The organism is Gordonia sp. CNJ-863 (genome assembly GCF_001942325.1).
Taxonomy (GTDB): domain Bacteria; phylum Actinomycetota; class Actinomycetes; order Mycobacteriales; family Mycobacteriaceae; genus Gordonia; species Gordonia alkanivorans.
In genome coordinates, this window is the sequence record NZ_MKKG01000066.1 from 134,522 (window position 1) to 152,038 (window position 17,517).

Annotated in this window: 20 protein-coding genes; 6 read left to right on the forward strand and 14 right to left on the reverse strand. The window is 66.2% G+C overall.

Translation table 11 applies throughout. The annotated features are described in order from the left end of the window. Positions 1 to 121: 121 nt before the first annotated feature. The 3 genes from BJF87_RS22390 to fdhD are packed head-to-tail and all read left to right on the forward strand — an operon-like array spanning position 122 to position 2,003. Complete coding sequence (locus BJF87_RS22390) at positions 122 to 622, forward strand: hypothetical protein (RefSeq protein WP_075863935.1); 501 nt, start codon at positions 122 to 124, stop codon at positions 620 to 622. 54 nt (positions 623 to 676) lie between these two features. Then, positions 677 to 1,126 (forward strand): D-aminoacyl-tRNA deacylase, encoded by a 450-nt coding sequence (gene dtd, locus BJF87_RS22395; RefSeq protein ID WP_075863936.1) that lies wholly within the window; start codon positions 677 to 679, stop codon positions 1,124 to 1,126. A gap of 16 nt (positions 1,127 to 1,142) precedes the next feature. Continuing rightward, a complete protein-coding gene (fdhD, locus tag BJF87_RS22400) occupies positions 1,143 to 2,003 on the forward strand; it encodes a formate dehydrogenase accessory sulfurtransferase FdhD (RefSeq protein ID WP_075863937.1) in 861 nt (286 codons plus the stop codon). Here fdhD and BJF87_RS26200 read toward each other — a convergent pair. After that, positions 1,993 to 2,142, reverse strand: coding sequence for a hypothetical protein (locus tag BJF87_RS26200; RefSeq protein ID WP_158037579.1), 150 nt, complete (start codon positions 2,140 to 2,142; stop codon positions 1,993 to 1,995). The genes fdhD and BJF87_RS26200 overlap by 11 nt on opposite strands. A 147-nt stretch (positions 2,143 to 2,289) precedes the next feature. Here BJF87_RS26200 and BJF87_RS22405 point away from each other — a divergent pair, with 147 nt between their 5' ends. After that, the gene (locus BJF87_RS22405; RefSeq protein WP_075863966.1) at positions 2,290 to 3,717 is read left to right on the forward strand and encodes an alanine--tRNA ligase-related protein; all 1,428 of its coding nucleotides are present in this window, start codon (positions 2,290 to 2,292) and stop codon (positions 3,715 to 3,717) included. An 80-nt stretch (positions 3,718 to 3,797) separates the two neighbouring features. Here BJF87_RS22405 and BJF87_RS22410 read toward each other — a convergent pair whose 3' ends face one another. The 13 genes from BJF87_RS22410 to BJF87_RS22470 all read right to left on the reverse strand — a co-directional run bounded on the left by BJF87_RS22410 (position 3,798) and on the right by BJF87_RS22470 (position 15,256). Next, positions 3,798 to 5,975 carry a bifunctional lysylphosphatidylglycerol flippase/synthetase MprF gene (locus BJF87_RS22410; protein ID WP_262339109.1) on the reverse strand — a complete coding sequence of 726 codons (2,178 nt, stop codon included), beginning with the start codon at positions 5,973 to 5,975 and terminating at the stop codon, positions 3,798 to 3,800. Further along, the gene (locus BJF87_RS22415) at positions 5,972 to 7,264 is read right to left on the reverse strand and encodes an alpha/beta hydrolase family protein (protein WP_075863938.1); all 1,293 of its coding nucleotides are present in this window, start codon (positions 7,262 to 7,264) and stop codon (positions 5,972 to 5,974) included. The genes BJF87_RS22410 and BJF87_RS22415 overlap by 4 nt, the downstream gene beginning before the upstream one ends. 262 nt (positions 7,265 to 7,526) lie before the next feature. After that, positions 7,527 to 8,516 (reverse strand): aldo/keto reductase, encoded by a 990-nt coding sequence (locus BJF87_RS22420; RefSeq protein WP_075863939.1) that lies wholly within the window; start codon positions 8,514 to 8,516, stop codon positions 7,527 to 7,529. 186 nt (positions 8,517 to 8,702) lie between these two features. Continuing rightward, the gene (gene map / locus BJF87_RS22425) at positions 8,703 to 9,497 is read right to left on the reverse strand and encodes a type I methionyl aminopeptidase (RefSeq protein ID WP_075863940.1); all 795 of its coding nucleotides are present in this window, start codon (positions 9,495 to 9,497) and stop codon (positions 8,703 to 8,705) included. Between the two features lie 22 nt (positions 9,498 to 9,519). After that, positions 9,520 to 10,074 (reverse strand): adenylate kinase, encoded by a 555-nt coding sequence (locus tag BJF87_RS22430; protein ID WP_035754999.1) that lies wholly within the window; start codon positions 10,072 to 10,074, stop codon positions 9,520 to 9,522. Beyond that, entirely contained in the window at positions 10,071 to 11,399 is a 1,329-nt protein-coding gene (gene secY, locus BJF87_RS22435; RefSeq protein WP_035754997.1) for a preprotein translocase subunit SecY, read from the reverse strand. Before secY ends, BJF87_RS22430 begins: the two co-directional genes overlap by 4 nt. 200 nt (positions 11,400 to 11,599) lie before the next feature. Then, positions 11,600 to 12,040 carry a 50S ribosomal protein L15 gene (gene rplO, locus BJF87_RS22440; RefSeq protein WP_006360196.1) on the reverse strand — a complete coding sequence of 147 codons (441 nt, stop codon included), beginning with the start codon at positions 12,038 to 12,040 and terminating at the stop codon, positions 11,600 to 11,602. Positions 12,041 to 12,043: 3 nt separating this feature from the next. Next, on the reverse strand, positions 12,044 to 12,223 hold the full coding sequence (rpmD, locus tag BJF87_RS22445; protein ID WP_005197622.1) for a 50S ribosomal protein L30: 180 nt from the start codon (positions 12,221 to 12,223) through the stop codon (positions 12,044 to 12,046). 2 nt (positions 12,224 to 12,225) lie between these two features. Next, the gene (gene rpsE / locus BJF87_RS22450; protein WP_005197623.1) at positions 12,226 to 12,873 is read right to left on the reverse strand and encodes a 30S ribosomal protein S5; all 648 of its coding nucleotides are present in this window, start codon (positions 12,871 to 12,873) and stop codon (positions 12,226 to 12,228) included. A gap of 46 nt (positions 12,874 to 12,919) precedes the next feature. Further along, positions 12,920 to 13,324, reverse strand: coding sequence for a 50S ribosomal protein L18 (rplR, locus tag BJF87_RS22455; RefSeq protein WP_006360197.1), 405 nt, complete (start codon positions 13,322 to 13,324; stop codon positions 12,920 to 12,922). A gap of 3 nt (positions 13,325 to 13,327) precedes the next feature. Then, complete coding sequence (gene rplF / locus BJF87_RS22460) at positions 13,328 to 13,864, reverse strand: 50S ribosomal protein L6 (RefSeq protein WP_006360198.1); 537 nt, start codon at positions 13,862 to 13,864, stop codon at positions 13,328 to 13,330. A gap of 13 nt (positions 13,865 to 13,877) precedes the next feature. Continuing rightward, positions 13,878 to 14,276, reverse strand: coding sequence for a 30S ribosomal protein S8 (gene rpsH, locus BJF87_RS22465; protein ID WP_006360199.1), 399 nt, complete (start codon positions 14,274 to 14,276; stop codon positions 13,878 to 13,880). A gap of 254 nt (positions 14,277 to 14,530) precedes the next feature. After that, complete coding sequence (locus BJF87_RS22470; RefSeq protein WP_075863941.1) at positions 14,531 to 15,256, reverse strand: EthD domain-containing protein; 726 nt, start codon at positions 15,254 to 15,256, stop codon at positions 14,531 to 14,533. A gap of 132 nt (positions 15,257 to 15,388) precedes the next feature. Here BJF87_RS22470 and BJF87_RS22475 point away from each other — a divergent pair, with 132 nt between their 5' ends. Together BJF87_RS22475 and BJF87_RS22480 are read left to right on the forward strand one after the other, a co-directional pair. Beyond that, positions 15,389 to 15,988, forward strand: coding sequence for a DUF4262 domain-containing protein (locus BJF87_RS22475; RefSeq protein ID WP_075863942.1), 600 nt, complete (start codon positions 15,389 to 15,391; stop codon positions 15,986 to 15,988). A gap of 125 nt (positions 15,989 to 16,113) precedes the next feature. Beyond that, positions 16,114 to 17,514 carry an O-antigen ligase gene (locus tag BJF87_RS22480; protein ID WP_075863943.1) on the forward strand — a complete coding sequence of 467 codons (1,401 nt, stop codon included), beginning with the start codon at positions 16,114 to 16,116 and terminating at the stop codon, positions 17,512 to 17,514. Positions 17,515 to 17,517 lie beyond the last annotated feature (3 nt).

Genomic DNA, 17,517 nt, shown 5'->3' on the forward strand with positions numbered 1-17,517 from the left:
ACCCTCGGCAGCGCCGCCGGCGGCACAGTGTCGTCGGACGGTCTGTGGAGGGCGTACTTCGGGGATGGTTTTCAGGGTCCGCCCCTGGGTACCCGACCACGGTCGACCGAAGGAGATAGTCATGACGGGTTTCCGAGCACGCGCTCTCAGCACCACCGCCCTGGCGGCCGCCGCAGTGTTCGCAACACTGGCGGTCTCGGCACCGGCCGATGCCGCTCAGACCAAGTCGCTGATGATCGAGGGCGAACTCGAGATCGCAGACCTCGACCTCCTCGCGATCAAGGCCGTGGGCGCCACGAACGCGGAGGGTAAGACCACCGGCACCTACGAAGCCACGCTGCTGGCCGGCGACGACGACAATCCCCTGCCGTTCAAGGTCAAGGGACCGATCACCTGCATCCACACCGACGGCGACACCGCGTCCCTGGTCTATCCCATCAGCGCGACCGACCCGAATCTGATCCCCGCCCCGTTGCAGGACGCGCTCGCCGTGCAGATCACGGTGCGAAAGGGCGATCCGAGCAAGGTCGGGGTGAACGGTCCTGCACCAACCGGTTCGTTCAGCGGATGTAAGCCCGCGGCGACTCCTTACGAGTTCGACGGCGACATCGAGATCAAGTAGCCCCGTCGCCCACCTGCTCCGGTAAGGGACCATTCAGCCTGGCATCCTGGGTCGGTGCGAGCCGTCATCCAGCGAGTAAGTGAAGCCCGCGTGACCGTCGACGGTGAGATCGCCGGCGAACTCGACATCCCGGCCGGCGGGTCCGGCATCGTCGCCCTCGTCGGCGCCACCCACGACGACACCCCCGACCACGCCGCGAGGCTCGCCGACAAGATCTGGCGCCTGCGGATCTTCAACGGCGACGACGGACCCGAGAAGGCGGCCGCCGACATCGACGCACCGATCCTGGTCATCAGCCAGTTCACCCTGTACGCCAACACCGCCAAGGGACGCCGGCCGTCGTGGAACGCCGCCGCCCCGAGCCCGGTGGCCGAGCCGCTCGTCGACGCGGTCGCCGCTGCCCTGCGCGACGCCGGGGCCACCGTCGCCACCGGACGGTTCGGGGCGAACATGCAGGTGAGCCTGGTCAACGACGGGCCGGTCACCCTGATCCTCGACGTCTGAGGACTAAGGTCGAAGCGTGGGACGAGTAACCGCACGACGCCGCGTCACCCGCATCCGACGCGATGCGGCCCCAACGCAACGCGCCGACACCCTGGCCGTCGAGGAGCCACTGGAGATCCGCGTGGGCGGTCAGCCGCTGAGCGTCACCATGCGCACCCCCGGCAGCGACTTCGAGCTCGTGGCCGGCTACCTCGTCTCCGAAGGCGTCATCACCGCGGGCGGCGACTACTCGACGGCCCGGTACTGCGCGGGCACCGACTCGACCGGCGCCAACACCTACAACGTCGTCGACGTCTCCCTCGCCCCCCACGTTCCGCCGCCCGCACCCGGCGTCGCCCGTCGCAACACCATGACGAGCGCCTGTGGAGTGTGCGGCAAGGACAGCATCGAATCCGTCCACACCGCGTCCGCTCACGATCCGGCCGCGGACACGCTGACGGTCGACGTCGACACGTTGCTCGGCCTCCCCGACCGTCTCCGCGCCGAGCAGGATGTCTTCGACAAGACCGGCGGGCTGCACGCAGCGGCACTCTTCGACGCCGACGGCGAACTGCTCGTCGTCCGCGAGGACGTCGGCCGGCACAACGCCGTCGACAAGGTCATCGGCTGGGCCGTCCTCGCCGACCGACTTCCCCTGTCCGGCACCGTTCTTCAGGTCTCGGGTCGCGCCAGCTTCGAGCTGGTACAGAAGGCGGCGATGGCGGGTATCCCGATGCTGAGCGCGGTGTCCGCACCCTCGTCCCTGGCCGCCGACCTCGCCGACGACTTCGGCATCACCCTGATCGGGTTCTCCCGCGGCGAGTCGATGGTCGTCTACACGCGGGCGGATCGGGTCGTCGGCGCGCGGGCTGACCGCCCCCAGACCGTCAGTCGCTGAACGCGGATGCCGCGATCGCGGCGTCGATATGGTTCAGCAACGAGACTTCCGGGTCCTCGGTCGTCATCCAGAGACGGTATGCGTACTCGACCACCGCGAGCACCGACCACACCGCGACGCCCGGCCGTAGATGTGCCACGGATCAGCGGGCCGCTCACACGATCCGTTCCCGCTCACCGAAATCGGGTGAGCGGGAGCGGAAACGGTGAGCGGAGCATCGGCAGAACCGTGCCCACCTTGCCGAATCACGGCCCACATCACCAGGCCGGACCGCACAATGCGGGTCATGGACGCTCAGCAGATCCGTTCGGCCTACCTCGCCATGATGGCCGAGCGTGGACATGCCCTCATCGACCGCGCATCCCTGGTCCCACACAACGATCCGACGACGCTGTTCACCGGATCCGGGATGCAACCGCTACTGGGGTACCTGCTCGGTGAACCACACCCGGCCGGCACGATGCTCGCCGACGTCCAGCCCTGCGTTCGAGCGCAGGACATCGACGAGGTCGGCGACAACCGCCACACCACGTTCTTCGAGATGCTCGGAAACTGGAGCCTGGGAAGCTATTTCAAGGCCGAGCAGATCCCGATGTTCTGGTCGTTCCTGGTCGACGTCGTCGGCCTGGATCCCAACCGGATCTACGTGACCGTCTTCGCCGGTGACCCGGAGAACGGCATACCGCGCGATGAGGAGAGCGCCGATATCTGGACCGAACTCTTCAAGGCCGCGGGCGTCTCCTACGACCGGGTCGACCTCATCACCGAGGAACACGGCAACGAGGTCGGTAACCAGGGCGCACGAATTGCGTTCTATCAGGACAAGAACTGGTGGTCCCGGGCCGGCGGCCCCGAGGCGATGCCGGTCGGCGACCCCGGCGGACCCGATTCCGAGGTCTTCTACTATTTCCCGCAGGTCGAACACGACACCACGTACGGTCGCTTCCCACACCAGAATTCCGACGGCGGCCAGTACATGGAGATCGGCAACTCGGTGTTCATGCAGTACCGCCGCGCCGAGTCCGACGCCCCCGGCGCCGTGTCGTTTGCCGAACTCCCCAATCGCAATGTCGATTTCGGCGGCGGCCTCGAACGCATCGCCGCGGCGTCGATCGACAGCCCCGACGTCTTCCGCGTCAGCCTGCTGTGGCCGATCATCGAGAAACTCCAGGAACTCTCGGGGACGAGCTACGAAGACACCACCCACGCCATGCGCATCGTCACCGACCATGTTCGTGGAGCGGTCTTCCTGGCTGCCGACGGTGTCACCCCTTCGAACCGCGAAGCCGGCTATGTCATGCGTCGGCTGCTGCGCCGGGCGACCCGCTTCGCCACCGAACTGGGCGTCGAGAACAACGTGCTGACACCACTCGTCGAGGTGATCGCCGACATCTACTCCGACGCCTATCCCGAGGTCGGCGAGCAGCGCGACACCATCGTCAAAGTCCTGCAGAAGGAAGAGCGCGCCTTCCGTCGCACGCTCAGCAAGGGTCTACGCGAGCTGCGGCACATCGTCAAAGAAGCCCGCCCCATCACCGGAGCCGACTTCTTCACCCTCAGCGACACGTTCGGCTTCCCCGTCGAACTCAGCACCGAAGAGGCCGGGCGTCAGGGGCTGACACTCACCACCGACTGGCGTGCCGAGTTCGATGCGCTCCGTGAGGAACAGCGTCTACGGTCCCAGACGGCGACCGAACTCGGCGCGCACGACTGACTCTGCCCGGTCGGCGGGCCCTTCGAGGCTCGTCGCTGCGCTCCTCGCACCTCAGGGAACAGGTGGTGCCCGGTCGACGGTCAGTTGCCCTTGCCCGAGGCGGCGAGTCGGACGAGTTGTCCGGGGGTCGCGTCGGGGAGGTAGGCCCGCGAGATGGCCAGACCGATACGGGGCAGGTCACTCTCGTCCCGGAAGGCCAGGTACACCGGCTCGTAGCGCGGGCTGAACTTCTTCTTGAACGCGTGCAGCGACCGGAAACCATAGAAGGGCTCCATCGCGGCTCCCAGACTGTCGAGCAGGCGGTCCATCCCCTCTTCGACCGAGTCGCCGCTCCGCGCGAGCGGTGCGCCCGACAACGAGACGAACAGCGCGCCTTCCTCTTTGAACGCCGTCGCGGACGAGGCGATGAGATATTCGATCACCGGGCCGAATCCGTCGGTACGACGCCGCATCACGTCGAGCGTCCAACCGCGCACGGTTCCGGCAGGTACCGACGCACCGTCGGCGCCGGACGCCGCGTACACCGGCAACCAGGACAACACGCCGTGGACATCGCCCGCCTCGTCGACGGCAAGCGCGACACGGACTTCCGGGTCCATCGCCTCGTCGACGCTGCCGAGGGTGAAGCCCATCTCGGGAAGCCCCTTGTCCCCCACCCACTCCTCGGAGATCGCGCGCACCTGTGAACGGATGCCGAACGGTTCGTCGGCCAGGGTCACCAGGCGGAAGCTGATGTTCTCCTTCGTCGCCTTGTTCAGTGCCGACCGCACGTGCTGCCACGACTTGCCCTTGAAGGCCAGATTCGGCAGGTCGATGATGGTGTCCTCGGCGATCTGGAGGCTCCGCCAGCCGAGCTCTTCGGCGATCTGGGCCGTCTCGGCACCGACCGAGAACCAGCAGGGCACCTTGCCGCTGTGTTCGGCCTTGTCGATGAAGTCCTGGACCGCCGCCCGACGATCCTGCGGCGCACACACCGGATCCGACAGTGCCAGCAGCGTTCCCATGTGGTGCTGATAGGCCACCACACCCGACGGTCCACCCGCACCGGGGCCGCCCGCCGGGAACAGGTAGTTGTTGCCGGGCCAGGTGATCATCCACGACATCGTGCCGCCGCCGTGGGTGTGCAGCAGGTCCTTGACCCGTTCCAGCGGATCGCCGTCGACGTCGCCGGTCAGTCGGGTCCGCCACGGCACCCGGAAGGCGAACCGTCCCGGCAGCAGAATCGCCAGGACCACCACCCACAGCAGAGTGGTGCCTACGGTGACGCCCCCCTCGGCGGCGAAGTCGGTGAAGGCGACCAACGCCACCACCGCGATGGTCGCAACCACGTTGATTAGTCCGTAGACCACCGCAACCCACCAGGCCCACCGCCGACCTCGACGCAACTGGTCGGCGATCAGCAGGTTGATCACCAGGCCGATGATCATCGTGAAGGTGGACTCGTCGTTGGCGTCGGTGGGCCCGAGGGGCCCGCTACCCGGGAAGAAGAACACCAGCAGGTTCGCGCCCGCGATGACGAGCAGGCCCGCACAGCCCAGCATGCGCACCTCGCGACGGGTACGTGGCAGATAGCCGTGCTCGGCGGTACTGAACCACCGTTCGCCCACCGGCAGCATGATGAGTACCGCGATCACATACTGGACCGTGCTGAACGTGCCCTCGAACAGGAAAGCGATCGCCACGACAGCCCCGAGGGCGACCCGGATGCGTAGGCGCCAGGGTGAGCGGAGCGTGGCCGTCGCCACCGCCACCGCCGCCACGACCATCGTGATCGCGCTCGCGCTGTGCACGTGCGACAGGCGTTCGACCCACTCCCACGAAGTGAAATCGCGGCTGAAAAACCAGACCAGACCGACCGTGATCAACTCGGTGACGATCTTGCCACCGAATGCCACCACCGCGACCCGCGCAGTGCCCAACCGGTATTCGGCCCAACCGATTCCGACCGCGATGAAGATCAGCGCGAGCACGAACTTGCCCGGGCTCGGCTCGAAGAACGACGAGGTGACGATGGTCCACCACTTGCCGTCCTCCAACGCCGGGACCCCGAAAGCGACGTCGTGGTACCAGGACTTCCGAGCCGCGTGACTCCACAACGACCCCGTGAAGAGCGCCAGACCGAAGACGGTCAGCCACAACGCGAGGGTGAACGGTAGCCGCATCAGCACCGCCGCGTACGCCTTGAGTTTGTTCAGCACCGCACTCTCGCGGGGGCCGTCGGCGTCGTCTCGCTCTGTCTCGACAACGGGTGCGCTCATTCCGGAATCCCCAATCGTTTACCGAGCCATGGCATCTCCTGACGCAGGCCCACCGACCACACCGCAAAGCTGTGCCCACCGGGCACCTCGCTGAAATGCACGTCCATACCGGCACGCCGCGCAGCTTCGAACACCTCTTTGAGACCGGCGCGGTACATCGCGTCATCTCGTCCGACGACGAACGCACCGGCCGTGTCGGGATACTGCCGCGTGACCATCAGATCCATCGGATTGACCGCCTTGAACGCAGCCTCGTCGCCGTCGAACGCCGTGTCGATGGTCTGCTGACGCGACCCCAGGGACGGTTCGATCTGACCCGACAGGTTGAGGAACGTCGGATAGACGTCCGGATAGTTCGTCGCGAGTTGCAGCGCGCACGTTCCGCCGTAGGACAAGCCACCGACCGCCCACGACCTGCTGTCCGTGTTCGCGAGTTTGAGGTTGGCCGCGACCCAGTCCGGCACGTCTTGCGACAGATAGGTCGCGACGTTGCCCGGCTTGGAGTCCACACAGATCGGGTTGGCCATCGTCGATCCGGTCCCGTCGGCGACGACGACGATTGGGCTCAGGCCGTTGTGCTCTGCTGCGTACGCGTCCATCGTGGCGACCAGCTGACCGCCGAGCAGCCAGTCGTCCGGGGCGCCCGGCTGACCCGCCAGCAGGAGCAGCACCGGCAACCGCGGTGTCGGCGAGGTGAGAGCAGCCGGCGGCAGATACATCTTCGCGGGACGTGCCGTGAATCCGGACTTGGTTCCGGGGATGGGCGCCGTCAGGATCCGCCCCCCGCTCGGGATGTTCTGCGGTGCCCGCCATTTGTCGATCGGCACCACGATCAGTGAGTCGTCGTCGAGTTCCTCGAGCGTCACCGACCGCGCACCCGAATGACCCAGCAGCGCATCAACTGTCGGATAGTAGGCGAAGGTGACGTTGATCTGCGACAACGCCATCAGCACCGCGAACAGTCCGGCGAGCACGGTGATCAGCTTCTGCAACCATCCGTGACCGGCCACGAATCGGGCCACCCCGAGAATCAGCGCAAGGGCGGCAACACAACTCGAGATGTAGACACCGGTCTCGATCGCCTCCGGAAACGGACGCAACACATCCTCGACCAGGTAGTGCGCCAACAGCGTGCCGCCGACGGCGACCGCGATCGAGACCGGGACGACGATCAGGAGATAGCGGACCGACGGATAGAAGATGAGCCACAGGAAACCGATCACACCGAGGACGGTGACGACGACTGGTACCGGTCCACTGACGATGGACAACGACGCCGACAGGACCACTCCGCACCTCCGTCACCTGGACTCGGGCGTGCGGCCACAGCCGAGGAAACCCTAGTGGAGGACATACGGATCGAACGTATCAAGGGCACCCCAACCGGCGCATCCCCCTCGCTCTCTTGCGAGACAAGGGAAATCGTAAGGCAGGAGTGACGCGGCTGTCTGTAGTTCGACACATCGAATTTGAGACGCGTTCACCACGACACCAATTCGACGTTCACCCTGAAGGCGACCGATACTCACCCCGCAGTGGTGCGGTCGCGGGTCACTCGCGTGCGGACGACACCAACTGCGGCTGAGCGGACCGATGACCGCGAATCCGGGCGGCCAACGTATCCAGTCGCTCGACCTGCTGCGCGGTCAGTTCGACGTCGACGCCGGCCAGGTTCTCCGAGACACGCTCGGCGAACCGGGAACCCGGGATCGAGACGACGGGGAGATCGAACTCGCGACCCTTGGTGTAGAACCAGGCCAGCGCCAGCTGTGCACCGGTGACACCGACCTCGTCGGCGATCTGCAGAAACTCCTCGAGGATCGGCTTGTTGTACGCCAGGTTGGTGGGCGTGTAGCGCGAGATGTTCAGGCGCACATCGCCTTCGACCAGATCGTTGTGGTCCAGGAGCCCGGCCAGCCACTTACGGCCCAGCGTCGAGTAGGAGACGAAACCGACGCCGTGCTCGCGGGCCGCGGGTACCACGAAGCGTTCGACGTCTCGGGAGACGACGCTCCACTCGGACTGGATGGCGGCGATCGGGTGCACACTGACCGCGCGGCGGATCTCGTCACCGGTCGCCTCGGACAGACCGATGTGCAGGACCTTGCCCTCTTCGACCAGTTCCTTGACCGCGCCGATGGTCTCCTCGATCGGGACGACCGGATCGACGCGGTGCTGGTAGTACAGGTCGATGCGATCGGTGCCGAGTCGTGCCAGGCTGAGTTCGACCTGCTCGCGCACATACTCTCGGTCACCGCGGACTCCGCGCTGCCCGACGCCGCCCTGACCGACGATGCCGAACTTGGTGGCGAGCTGAACCTCGTCGCGGCGGGTCTTGAGCAACCTGCCGATCGTGGTCTCGCTTCGGCCGTCCCCGTACACGTTCGCGGTATCGATGAACGTCACGCCGCTGTCGACCGCATGCGTGAGGGTGCGCAGGGCATCGTCATCCGACACCGCGCCATAGACGTCGGTCAGCGACATGCCACCGAATCCGAGGGCTGAAACCGTCAGTCCGTCGCCGAGTTCCACTGTGGCCATCTTCTTCGAACTCTCCTCTGCTCGACACTCGCCATCTGCCTGGCAGGTCCACTCGCCGAGGTCATGACCAGAGACGAGTGACACCGCCGCAATCAATCATTCTTCGCCATGCCGGCCGCGCAGCAGGACTTCGAGGCACGGCAGATTCTTACTCTGCAGCGGAACTAGGAGGTCGGGCCTAGAACATCATTCGGGTCGCGGAGTCAGAATCCGCGGACCGTCCGCGGTGACCGCGACGGTGTGTTCCCAGTGCGCTGCCCGGGATCCGTCGTCGGTGACGACGGTCCAGTCGTCCTCCAGGACGGTGGTTTCCACGGTGCCGAGGGTCAGCATCGGCTCGATGGCGAGGGTCGACCCGATCACCAGCAGCGGGCCCTTGCCCGGCTCGCCCTCGTTCGCGAGGAAGGGATCCATGTGCATCTCACGGCCGATCCCGTGGCCGCCGTAGCCGTCGACGATGCCGAACGGACGATTGAACTTCTTCTCGGCGGCGCGGGTGCCGAGTTCGATCGCGTGGGAGATGTCGGTGAGGCGCGCGCCGTCGACCATGGCGGCGATACCCGCCTCCATCGACAGCCGGGTGGCCTCGGAGAGTTCGGTGTCAGCCTGCGACAGTTCACCGACGCCGAAGGTCCAAGCCGAGTCGCCGTGCCAGCCGTCGAGAACCGCACCGCAGTCGATCGACACCAGATCACCCTCGGCGAGAACGACATCGGACGACGGGATCCCGTGGACCACGACGTCGTTGACCGAGCTGCAGATCGATCCGGGGAAACCGTTGTAGCCCTTGAACGAGGGAACTGCCCCGGCCTCGCGGATCACGGTCTCCGCGACCTCGTCGAGGTCGAGGGTGCTCACCCCCGCCTTCGCGGCGGCGCGGACGGCCACGAGGGCCGATCCGACGACTGCGCCCGCTGCTGCCATCGCATCCAGTTCGCCGGCGGAGCGGAACGGAACGCGCTTGCGTTTGCGAAAACCCATCAGCGGACGCAGTCTCGGGATGTCAGTTGACGCCGGCGCCGAGGGCGCTCAGCACACGCTGGTGGACATCCTGGATGTCGCCCACCGCGTCGATCGTCTTGACCTGGTCGCCGTAGTACGCGAGCAGCGGCGAGGTCTCCTTGGTGTAGACGTCCATCCGGTTGCGGATGACCTCTTCGGTGTCGTCGGCGCGACCGCGGGCCAGCATGCGCTCCACGACGACGTCGGTGTCGACGACGAAGGACAGCACGCCGTCCAGCGAGGCGTCGAGGTTCGCGAGGATCTCCTTGAGTGCGTCGGCCTGCTCGGTCGAACGCGGGAAGCCGTCGAGGATGAAGCCCTTGGCCGCATCAGGTTCGCCCACCCGGGCACGGACCATGTCGACGGTGATCTCGGACGGGACCAGGTTGCCGGCGTCGAGGTACTTCTTGGCCTCGATACCGACCGGGGTGCCCTGGGAGATGTTGGCGCGGAACAGATCACCAGTGGAGATGTGCGGGATGCCGAGGGCTTCGCTCAGCAGTTCAGCCTGCGTGCCTTTGCCTGCTCCGGGCGGGCCGAGAATTACGAGTCTCACTTGAGGAATCCTTCGTACTTGCGTTGCATCAACTGACTGTTGATCTGTTTCATCGTGTCCAGGCCCACACCGACCATGATCAGTACGGCCGTGCCGCCGAACGGCAGGTTCTGGACGTTGCCGCTGTTACCGATCTCGAGGAAGAGGTTCGGCAGGACCGCGATGATACCGAGGTAGATCGAACCCGGGAGAGTGATGCGGCTGAGCACGTAACCCAGGTACTCCGCGGTCGGGGCGCCCGGCCGGATACCCGGGATGAAGCCACCGTACTTCTTCATCTCGTCGGCGCGTTCCTCCGGATTGAACGTCACCGCCACGTAGAAGTACGTGAAGAAGATGATCATCAGGAAGTAGACCGCGATGTAGACCCCGTTGCTGGGATCGGTCAGGTACTTGGTGACGTATTCCTGCCAGGTCGACTGGGTGCCGTCCGGGCTGCGCGTCAGTTCGACGATCAGCTGCGGCAGGTACAGCAGCGACGAGGCGAAGATGACCGGGATGACGCCGGCCTGGTTGACCTTCAGCGGCAGGTAGGTCGACGAGCCGCCGTACATCTTGCGGCCGACCATGCGCTTGGCGTACTGCACGGGGATGCGGCGCTGGCCCTGCTCGATGAAGACCACGCCCGCGACGATGATCAGTGCGGCGACACACACCAGGGCGAAGACGAGTCCGCCGCGGGTGTTGAGGATGGTGCGACCCTCGGCCGGGATACGGGCGGCGATACCGGCGAAGATCAGCAGCGACATGCCGTTGCCGATACCGCGCTCGGTGATGAGCTCGCCGAACCACATGACCACACAGGCGCCGGCGGTCATGACGAGCACGATGATCATCAGACCGAAGATGCTGGAGTCGTTGAGGACCTCACCGCTGGTCGCACAGGACTGCGGGAGGAGCTGACCGCGATCGGCGAGGGCGACGATGCCGGTCGACTGGAGGAGCGCCAGGGCCACGGCGAGATAACGCGTGTACTGCGTCATCTTGGCCTGGCCGGCCTGACCTTCCTTGCGGAGCTGCTCGAACCGTGGGATGACCACCGTGAGCAGCTGGACGATGATCGACGCCGTGATGTACGGCATGATGCCGATCGCGAACACCGACAGCTGCAGCAGCGCGCCGCCGGAGAACAGGTTGATCAGGGAGTAGACCGAGCTCGACTCACCGGCCGAGACCTCGTCCAGACAGGCCCGGACGGCCTGGTAGTCCACGCCGGGCGACGGCACGGTCGCGCCGAGGCGATACAGGATGATGATGCCGAGAACGAAGAGGATCTTCTTCCTCAGGTCCGGCGTCCGTATGGCCGCGAAGAGGGGGGAAAGCACTAACTCCTCCTAGGAACGACCACGCGAGGGCAATCTTCCGGGTCGGTCACGACCCGATCCCCGTGTGCTCGGCAATCGACAATGTTCGGGATGCGGCGATCTTGCGGATGCGGCAGACAACGTCTGAAACTCTAACAGTGACGCCGAAACGCCCCGGTCGGGCGGCAGCGTAGCTGCCGCCCGACCGCGGGTTTGTTCCGTCAGAGTTCGGTGACGCTGCCTCCGGCAGCGGCGATCTTCTCCTTGGCGGAGGCGGTGAACTTGTCGGCGGTGATGTCGACCTTGACGGAGAGCTCTCCGTCGCCGAGCACCTTCACCAACTGGTTCTTGCGCACAGCGCCCGCGGCGACGAGCTCGTCGACGCCGATGGTGCCGCCCTGCGGGAAGAGACGCGCGATGTCGCCGACGTTGACGACCTGGTACTCGACCCGGTTGCGGTTGGTGAAGCCCTTGAGCTTCGGCAGCCGCATGTGGATCGGCATCTGGCCACCCTCGAAGCCGGCGGGCACGTTCTTACGTGCCTTGGTGCCCTTGGTGCCGCGGCCCGCGGTCTTACCCTTGGACCCCTCACCGCGACCCACGCGGGTCTTGTCGGTCTTCGACCCCGGTGCGGGGCGAAGGTGATGGAGTTTGATGGTCATTGCTTAAACCTCTTCGACTGTCACGAGGTGACGAACCGCGTTGATGAGGCCGCGGTTGATCGGCGTGTCCTCGCGGGTGACGGTCTGGCGGATGCCCTTCAGTCCGAGGGTCCGCAGGCTGTCACGCTGGTTCTTCTTGGTACCGATGGTGCCCTTGACCTGGGTGATCTTCAGCTCGGCCATGATCAGACTCCCTGTCCCGCTCGAGCGCGCAGCATACCCGCCGGGGCGACGTCCTCGATCGGCAGGCCACGACGGGCCGCGACCTCTTCGGGACGCTGCAGCATCTTCAGTGCCGCCACGGTGGCGTGGACGACGTTGATGGCGTTGTCGGAGCCGAGGCTCTTGGCGAGAACGTCGTGGACGCCCGCGCACTCGAGCACGGCACGCACCGCGCCACCGGCGATCACACCGGTACCGGGGCTGGCCGGGCGAAGCATGACGACGCCGGCAGCAGCCTCACCCTGAACCGGGTGGGTCACGGTGCCACCGATCAGCGGCACGCGGAAGAAGTTCTTGCGAGCCTCTTCGACGCCCTTCTGGATCGCAGCCGGAACTTCCTTGGCCTTGCCGTAGCCGACGCCGACCATGCCCTGGCCGTCGCCGACGACCACGAGAGCGGTGAACGAGAAACGACGTCCACCCTTGACCACCTTCGAGACGCGGTTGATGGTCACCACGCGCTCGAGCTGGTTGCGGTCCTGGTCGCGGCCGCCGCGATCGCGACGGTCTCCGCGGCCACCGCCGCGACGGTCGTTGCCGCCACCTGCGTTGTTCTGATTGTTGTCGTTACCGGCGGGTCCGTTTCCGCCGTCACGCTGACGTCCGGGCATCAGAGGTTCCCTCCGGTGTTGTGGGTGTAGCTGGTGAAGATGGTCATCAGAAGCTCAGGCCTCCCTCACGGGCGGCATCCGCGAGCGCGGCGATACGGCCGTGGTAGTCCTTGCCACCGCGGTCGAACACGACGGCCTCGACGCCGGCAGCCTTGGCACGGGCGGCGATGAGCTCGCCGACCTTGCGGGCCTGGGCCGACTTGTCGCCGCCTGCCGCGCGCACGTCGGCCTCGATCGACGACGCGGCGGCCAGCGTCTTGCCGGCCAGGTCGTCGATGAGCTGCACGTGGATGTGGCGCGAGCTGCGCTTGACCGCGAGACGCGGGCGAGCCGGGGTTCCGCTGACCTTCTTGCGGAGACGGAAGTGCCGGTTGACGGTCGCCTTGCGACGACGCGTCGACACGTCCTTGCCGAGGGGCTTACGGCTGGTCTTGGTAGCTGTGTCACTCATGGCTTACTTACCCGTCTTTCCGACCTTGCGACGGATCTGCTCACCCTCGTAGCGAATGCCCTTGCCCTTGTAGGGGTCCGGACGACGCAGGCGGCGGATGTTCGCCGAGATCTGGCCGACTTGCTGCTTGTCGATACCCGTGACCGAGAACTTGGTCGGGGACTCCACTGCGAAGGTGATGCCTTCGGGGGCCTCGATCGGCACGGGATGGCTGTAACCGAGGGCGAACTCGAGGTCCTTGCCCTTCGCCTGGACGCGGTAGCCGACACCGAAGATCTCCATCTTCGTGGTGTAGCCCTGCGTGACGCCGATGACCAGGTTGTTGATCAGCGAACGGCTCAGGCCGTGCAGCGCGCGGCTGCGACGCTCGTCGTTGGGGCGGGTGACAACGATGGTGTTGTCTTCCTTGGCGACCTCGATGGGCTCCGAGACGGTGAGCGAGAGCTCGCCCTTGGGGCCCTTCACGGCCACGCGCTGTCCGTCGACGGTGACGTCGACGCCCGCGGGGATCTCGATGGGGTTCTTTCCGATACGCGACATGTCGTTCCCTCCCCTACCAGACGTAGGCGAGGACTTCGCCGCCCACGCCCTGGTTGGCTGCCTGGCGATCGGTGAGCAGACCCGACGACGTGGAGATGATGGCCACGCCGAGGCCGCCCAGCACCTTGGGCAGGTTGGTGGACTTTGCATAGATCCGGAGGCCCGGCTTCGACACGCGGCGCAGTCCAGCGATGGAGCGCTCACGGCTCGGGCCGTACTTCAGGGAGACGATGAGGCTCTTGCCGACCTCCGCATCCTCGATGCGGTAGTCGGTGATGTAGCCCTCACGCTTGAGAATCTCGGCGATGTTCACCTTGATCTTCGACGACGGGAGTTTCACCTCGTCGTGGTACGCCGAGTTGGCGTTGCGCAGACGTGTCAAGAAGTCTGCGATCGGGTCAGTCATGGTCATGGGTGACCGTCAACCTTTCTCGTGGCGGTTCCCATACAGCGCCGATCCGGGGAAATCTCCCCTGACCTGCGGTGGGCCTTCCACGAAGTGGATAGTTTCTCTGAAGGTTCTCGCCGCCGGTGCCCTTGGCTTTTCGCCGGCACCGGAGACTATTCAGTTGTGTCCCGGGCACCTGAGGTGCACAGGCAACCGGTCTAGTGTAGGGAATCTGCTGGCCAGACCCAAATCGCGTCCGGCAACCGCCTCGTCGGACACTACCGGGCGGGCACCTCGAGCACGAGGTCGTGGCGCGACGTCGGCACCACGTCGAGGTGTCGGTCGGCGCCGAATCTCCCGACGCTGGTGAGCATCCGGGTCATGCGGTGCTCGAGCTCCGCCCGGTCTCCCCCGCTTCCGTAGAACGCATGGAGGTCGCTGACCGCGGCCATCGGGAAGAGTTCTTCGACGATGCCGTCCACCTGCGGTGTCTCCGGTGTGAGCGCGTCTTCGACGACGTTCTGGTAGTAGCCGAACGTCGCCTGGGTCTCGATGGCCACGGTCGTGTGCTCCTCGAGCCAGATCCGACGCCACTCCTGCGGGTCGAGCCCCGCCGGCCGACGCAGGAAGGCGACATTGGCGAGGGCGTCGACGCGCGTGCCGTCGGCGGGTAGGTCGGGATCGAGCGGTGCACGTTCGGCCACCCGCCAGGCACCGACCACGGTCGCGAACTCGCCGAGGGCGGCCAGCACGATGTCCACGTCGGCGTCCCACAGACTGACGACCGCCTCGATCGGCGGGTCGAGTTCGGAGATCCGCATGGCACCGGTGACCGCGTCGTCGGAGATGTTCACCTGCACGCGACGCGCACCCGACCGTTCGCACGTCCGCCGGAAACCTGCCCCGAGCAGTTCGACACCGAGCAGTTCGACACCGAGCAGGTCGGCACCGGGCAGTTCGACACCGGGCCCGGGTGCACGCAGCGCGACCATCACCTTCGTCATGCGGGCACGCTAACGGATGCCGGGGTCCCGGCAGGCGCGGTTCGCCACTCCCGACGTCGAGATATCTCCGCACCGGAACTTGTCGGACCCCCGTGGTGTCATGTCGTCACCCTTCGAACAAAGGAGCGATCCATGTCAGACCACGCTGCCGCGATCCGAGGTCTGCCCCGGTGGCATCCCAATCCCGTCATCCGCTCGACCATCGACACCATCCGCCGGTGTGGATGGCAGGTGACCTCCGTCGGCGAAGGATCTCCCGAGGCGAACAGTCGCGAGACCGACTGCGGCTTCTCCTACACCGCCGGGCTCTCGTTGCACGCGATCCCCGAACTGGCCATCTACGGCGTCGACCCGCTCACCGCGCATCACATCCTGAACGAGCTCGGCGATCTCCTCCACCGCGAGGACTGGCGCGATCTCGTCGCGGACCAGTCCGACATCCGGCTGCAGACGGTCGCGGTGTCGGTGCGACTCATCGAGCAGGTCGACAAGGACGAACTCATCCTCGCCAACCTGCTGTTCCCCGATTACCCGACGCTGCAGGTGGTCTGGCCCGACGAGTACGGCCGGTTCCCCTGGGAGGAGGGCTACATCCTGCTGCCGATGCACCAGCCGGTGAAGGGGATTCCGGATCTCTCGGCGCACGCGCGACGGGCCGCCCACGTGATCACCACCGAGTCGGGACCCGACCGAACCCGCCCCCGCCGGGGCCGCCGGATCTCGGGGCACTGAGGCGTCTCCGGTTGTCCGTGGTGCCACGCGCTTCGCGGGGTTGCCACGGACAACCGGGCGTCGAGGTGTCAACATTGTTCACCGGGGGTAACGACCGGCGGGGGCACGAGGAAGGCGGATAGCGCGTGCAGCACCTGCCCGTCGTACTCGCCGTGCTGTGTGCCGCCGTCTTCGGCGGAGTCGTCATCGCCGCCATCTGCCAGCGCCCGCAGCGTGGTCTCCTGCTGCTCGCCGCGTTGACCCCGCTCGACGGTCTACTCGACATCGCACCCGTCCCGGGGATCGCGGGGGCCTGGAAGGAAGGCATCCTCGCCGTCACGCTGATCTGCGCAGCGAACCGTCGTCTCCGTCCGTCCACACGAACGGGTCCGCCTCTTCACATGCCGTGGTGGCCCGCGGCGACCGGCCTGGTGGGCCTCGGACTGATCTCGGCGGCGTGGGTCTACGGGCCCGTCGGGATCTACGGCGTCAAGGTGACCTTCTTCTATCTGTTCGTGGTGCTCGCGCTGTGGCTGACACCGTTCGACGCCCAGGACCGCGATCGCCTGGTGTCGATCATCATGACGCTCGGCGTGATCACCACCCTGGTGGGCATCGGACAGCAGATCGTCGGTCCGGCAAGGCTCGTCGAACTCGGTTACACCTACGGTGAGCAGGTCCGCTCGAGCGGACCGTTGTTCCGCACGTTCTCCACGTTCAACCAGCCCTTCGGGTTCGGACTGTTCGTCACCATGGCCCTGCTGGTCGGCGGCGCGGTGGCGCTGTCCGACACGAGCCGCCGCCGCAATCAGCTGTTCCTCGCTTTCTGGCCGGTCATGGCGATCACGATGGCCACCTCGGTGGTCCGCGCGGCGATCCTCGGTCTCGCCGTCGGCGTGATCTGGCTGGCGGCGTTGCGATTCCGGCGCCTCATCGCGCCGATGCTCGCGATCACCGCGCTCGCCCTGGTGTCCTTGCCGTTCCTGCCGCCCTCGATCGCGAAGGTGTTCTTCTCGTCGAGCAGCCTGAGCCAGCGCGGGTCGGGATGGAGCGAGATCTTCGCCAGCATCGGGGTGCACCCGCTCGGTCGCGGTCTCGGTTCCAGCGGGTCGGCGGCAGATGCGATGTCGGCGGCCCGTGGTGAGAACACGCAGACGGTCACCGCCGGCGCGGGTGGAACGGTCCAGGGCATGTCGTCGAACTATCAGCCCGACAACTACTACGTGAAGGTCCTGCTGGAACTCGGACCGATCGGGCTCTGGCTGTTCCTTGCGATGATCGTGACGGCGATGATCTGGTGCGTGCAGTCCGCGCGCCGGCTCCCCGACCCGGACGGGGCATTCGTCCTGGGCGTCAGCGCCTCGATCATCGCGGCGATGGCGGCCAGTCTGGTGGCCACCTATTTCGAGATCTTTCCGCTCGACTTCTACTTCTGGATGCTGTTGGGAGCTGTGGGATGCGCGACTGCACAACACGAATCACATACGGTGCGCTTGCACTTCGACCCGGGGGAAGCGGCGTCCAGACCTACATCCGCGAACTACTGAGGG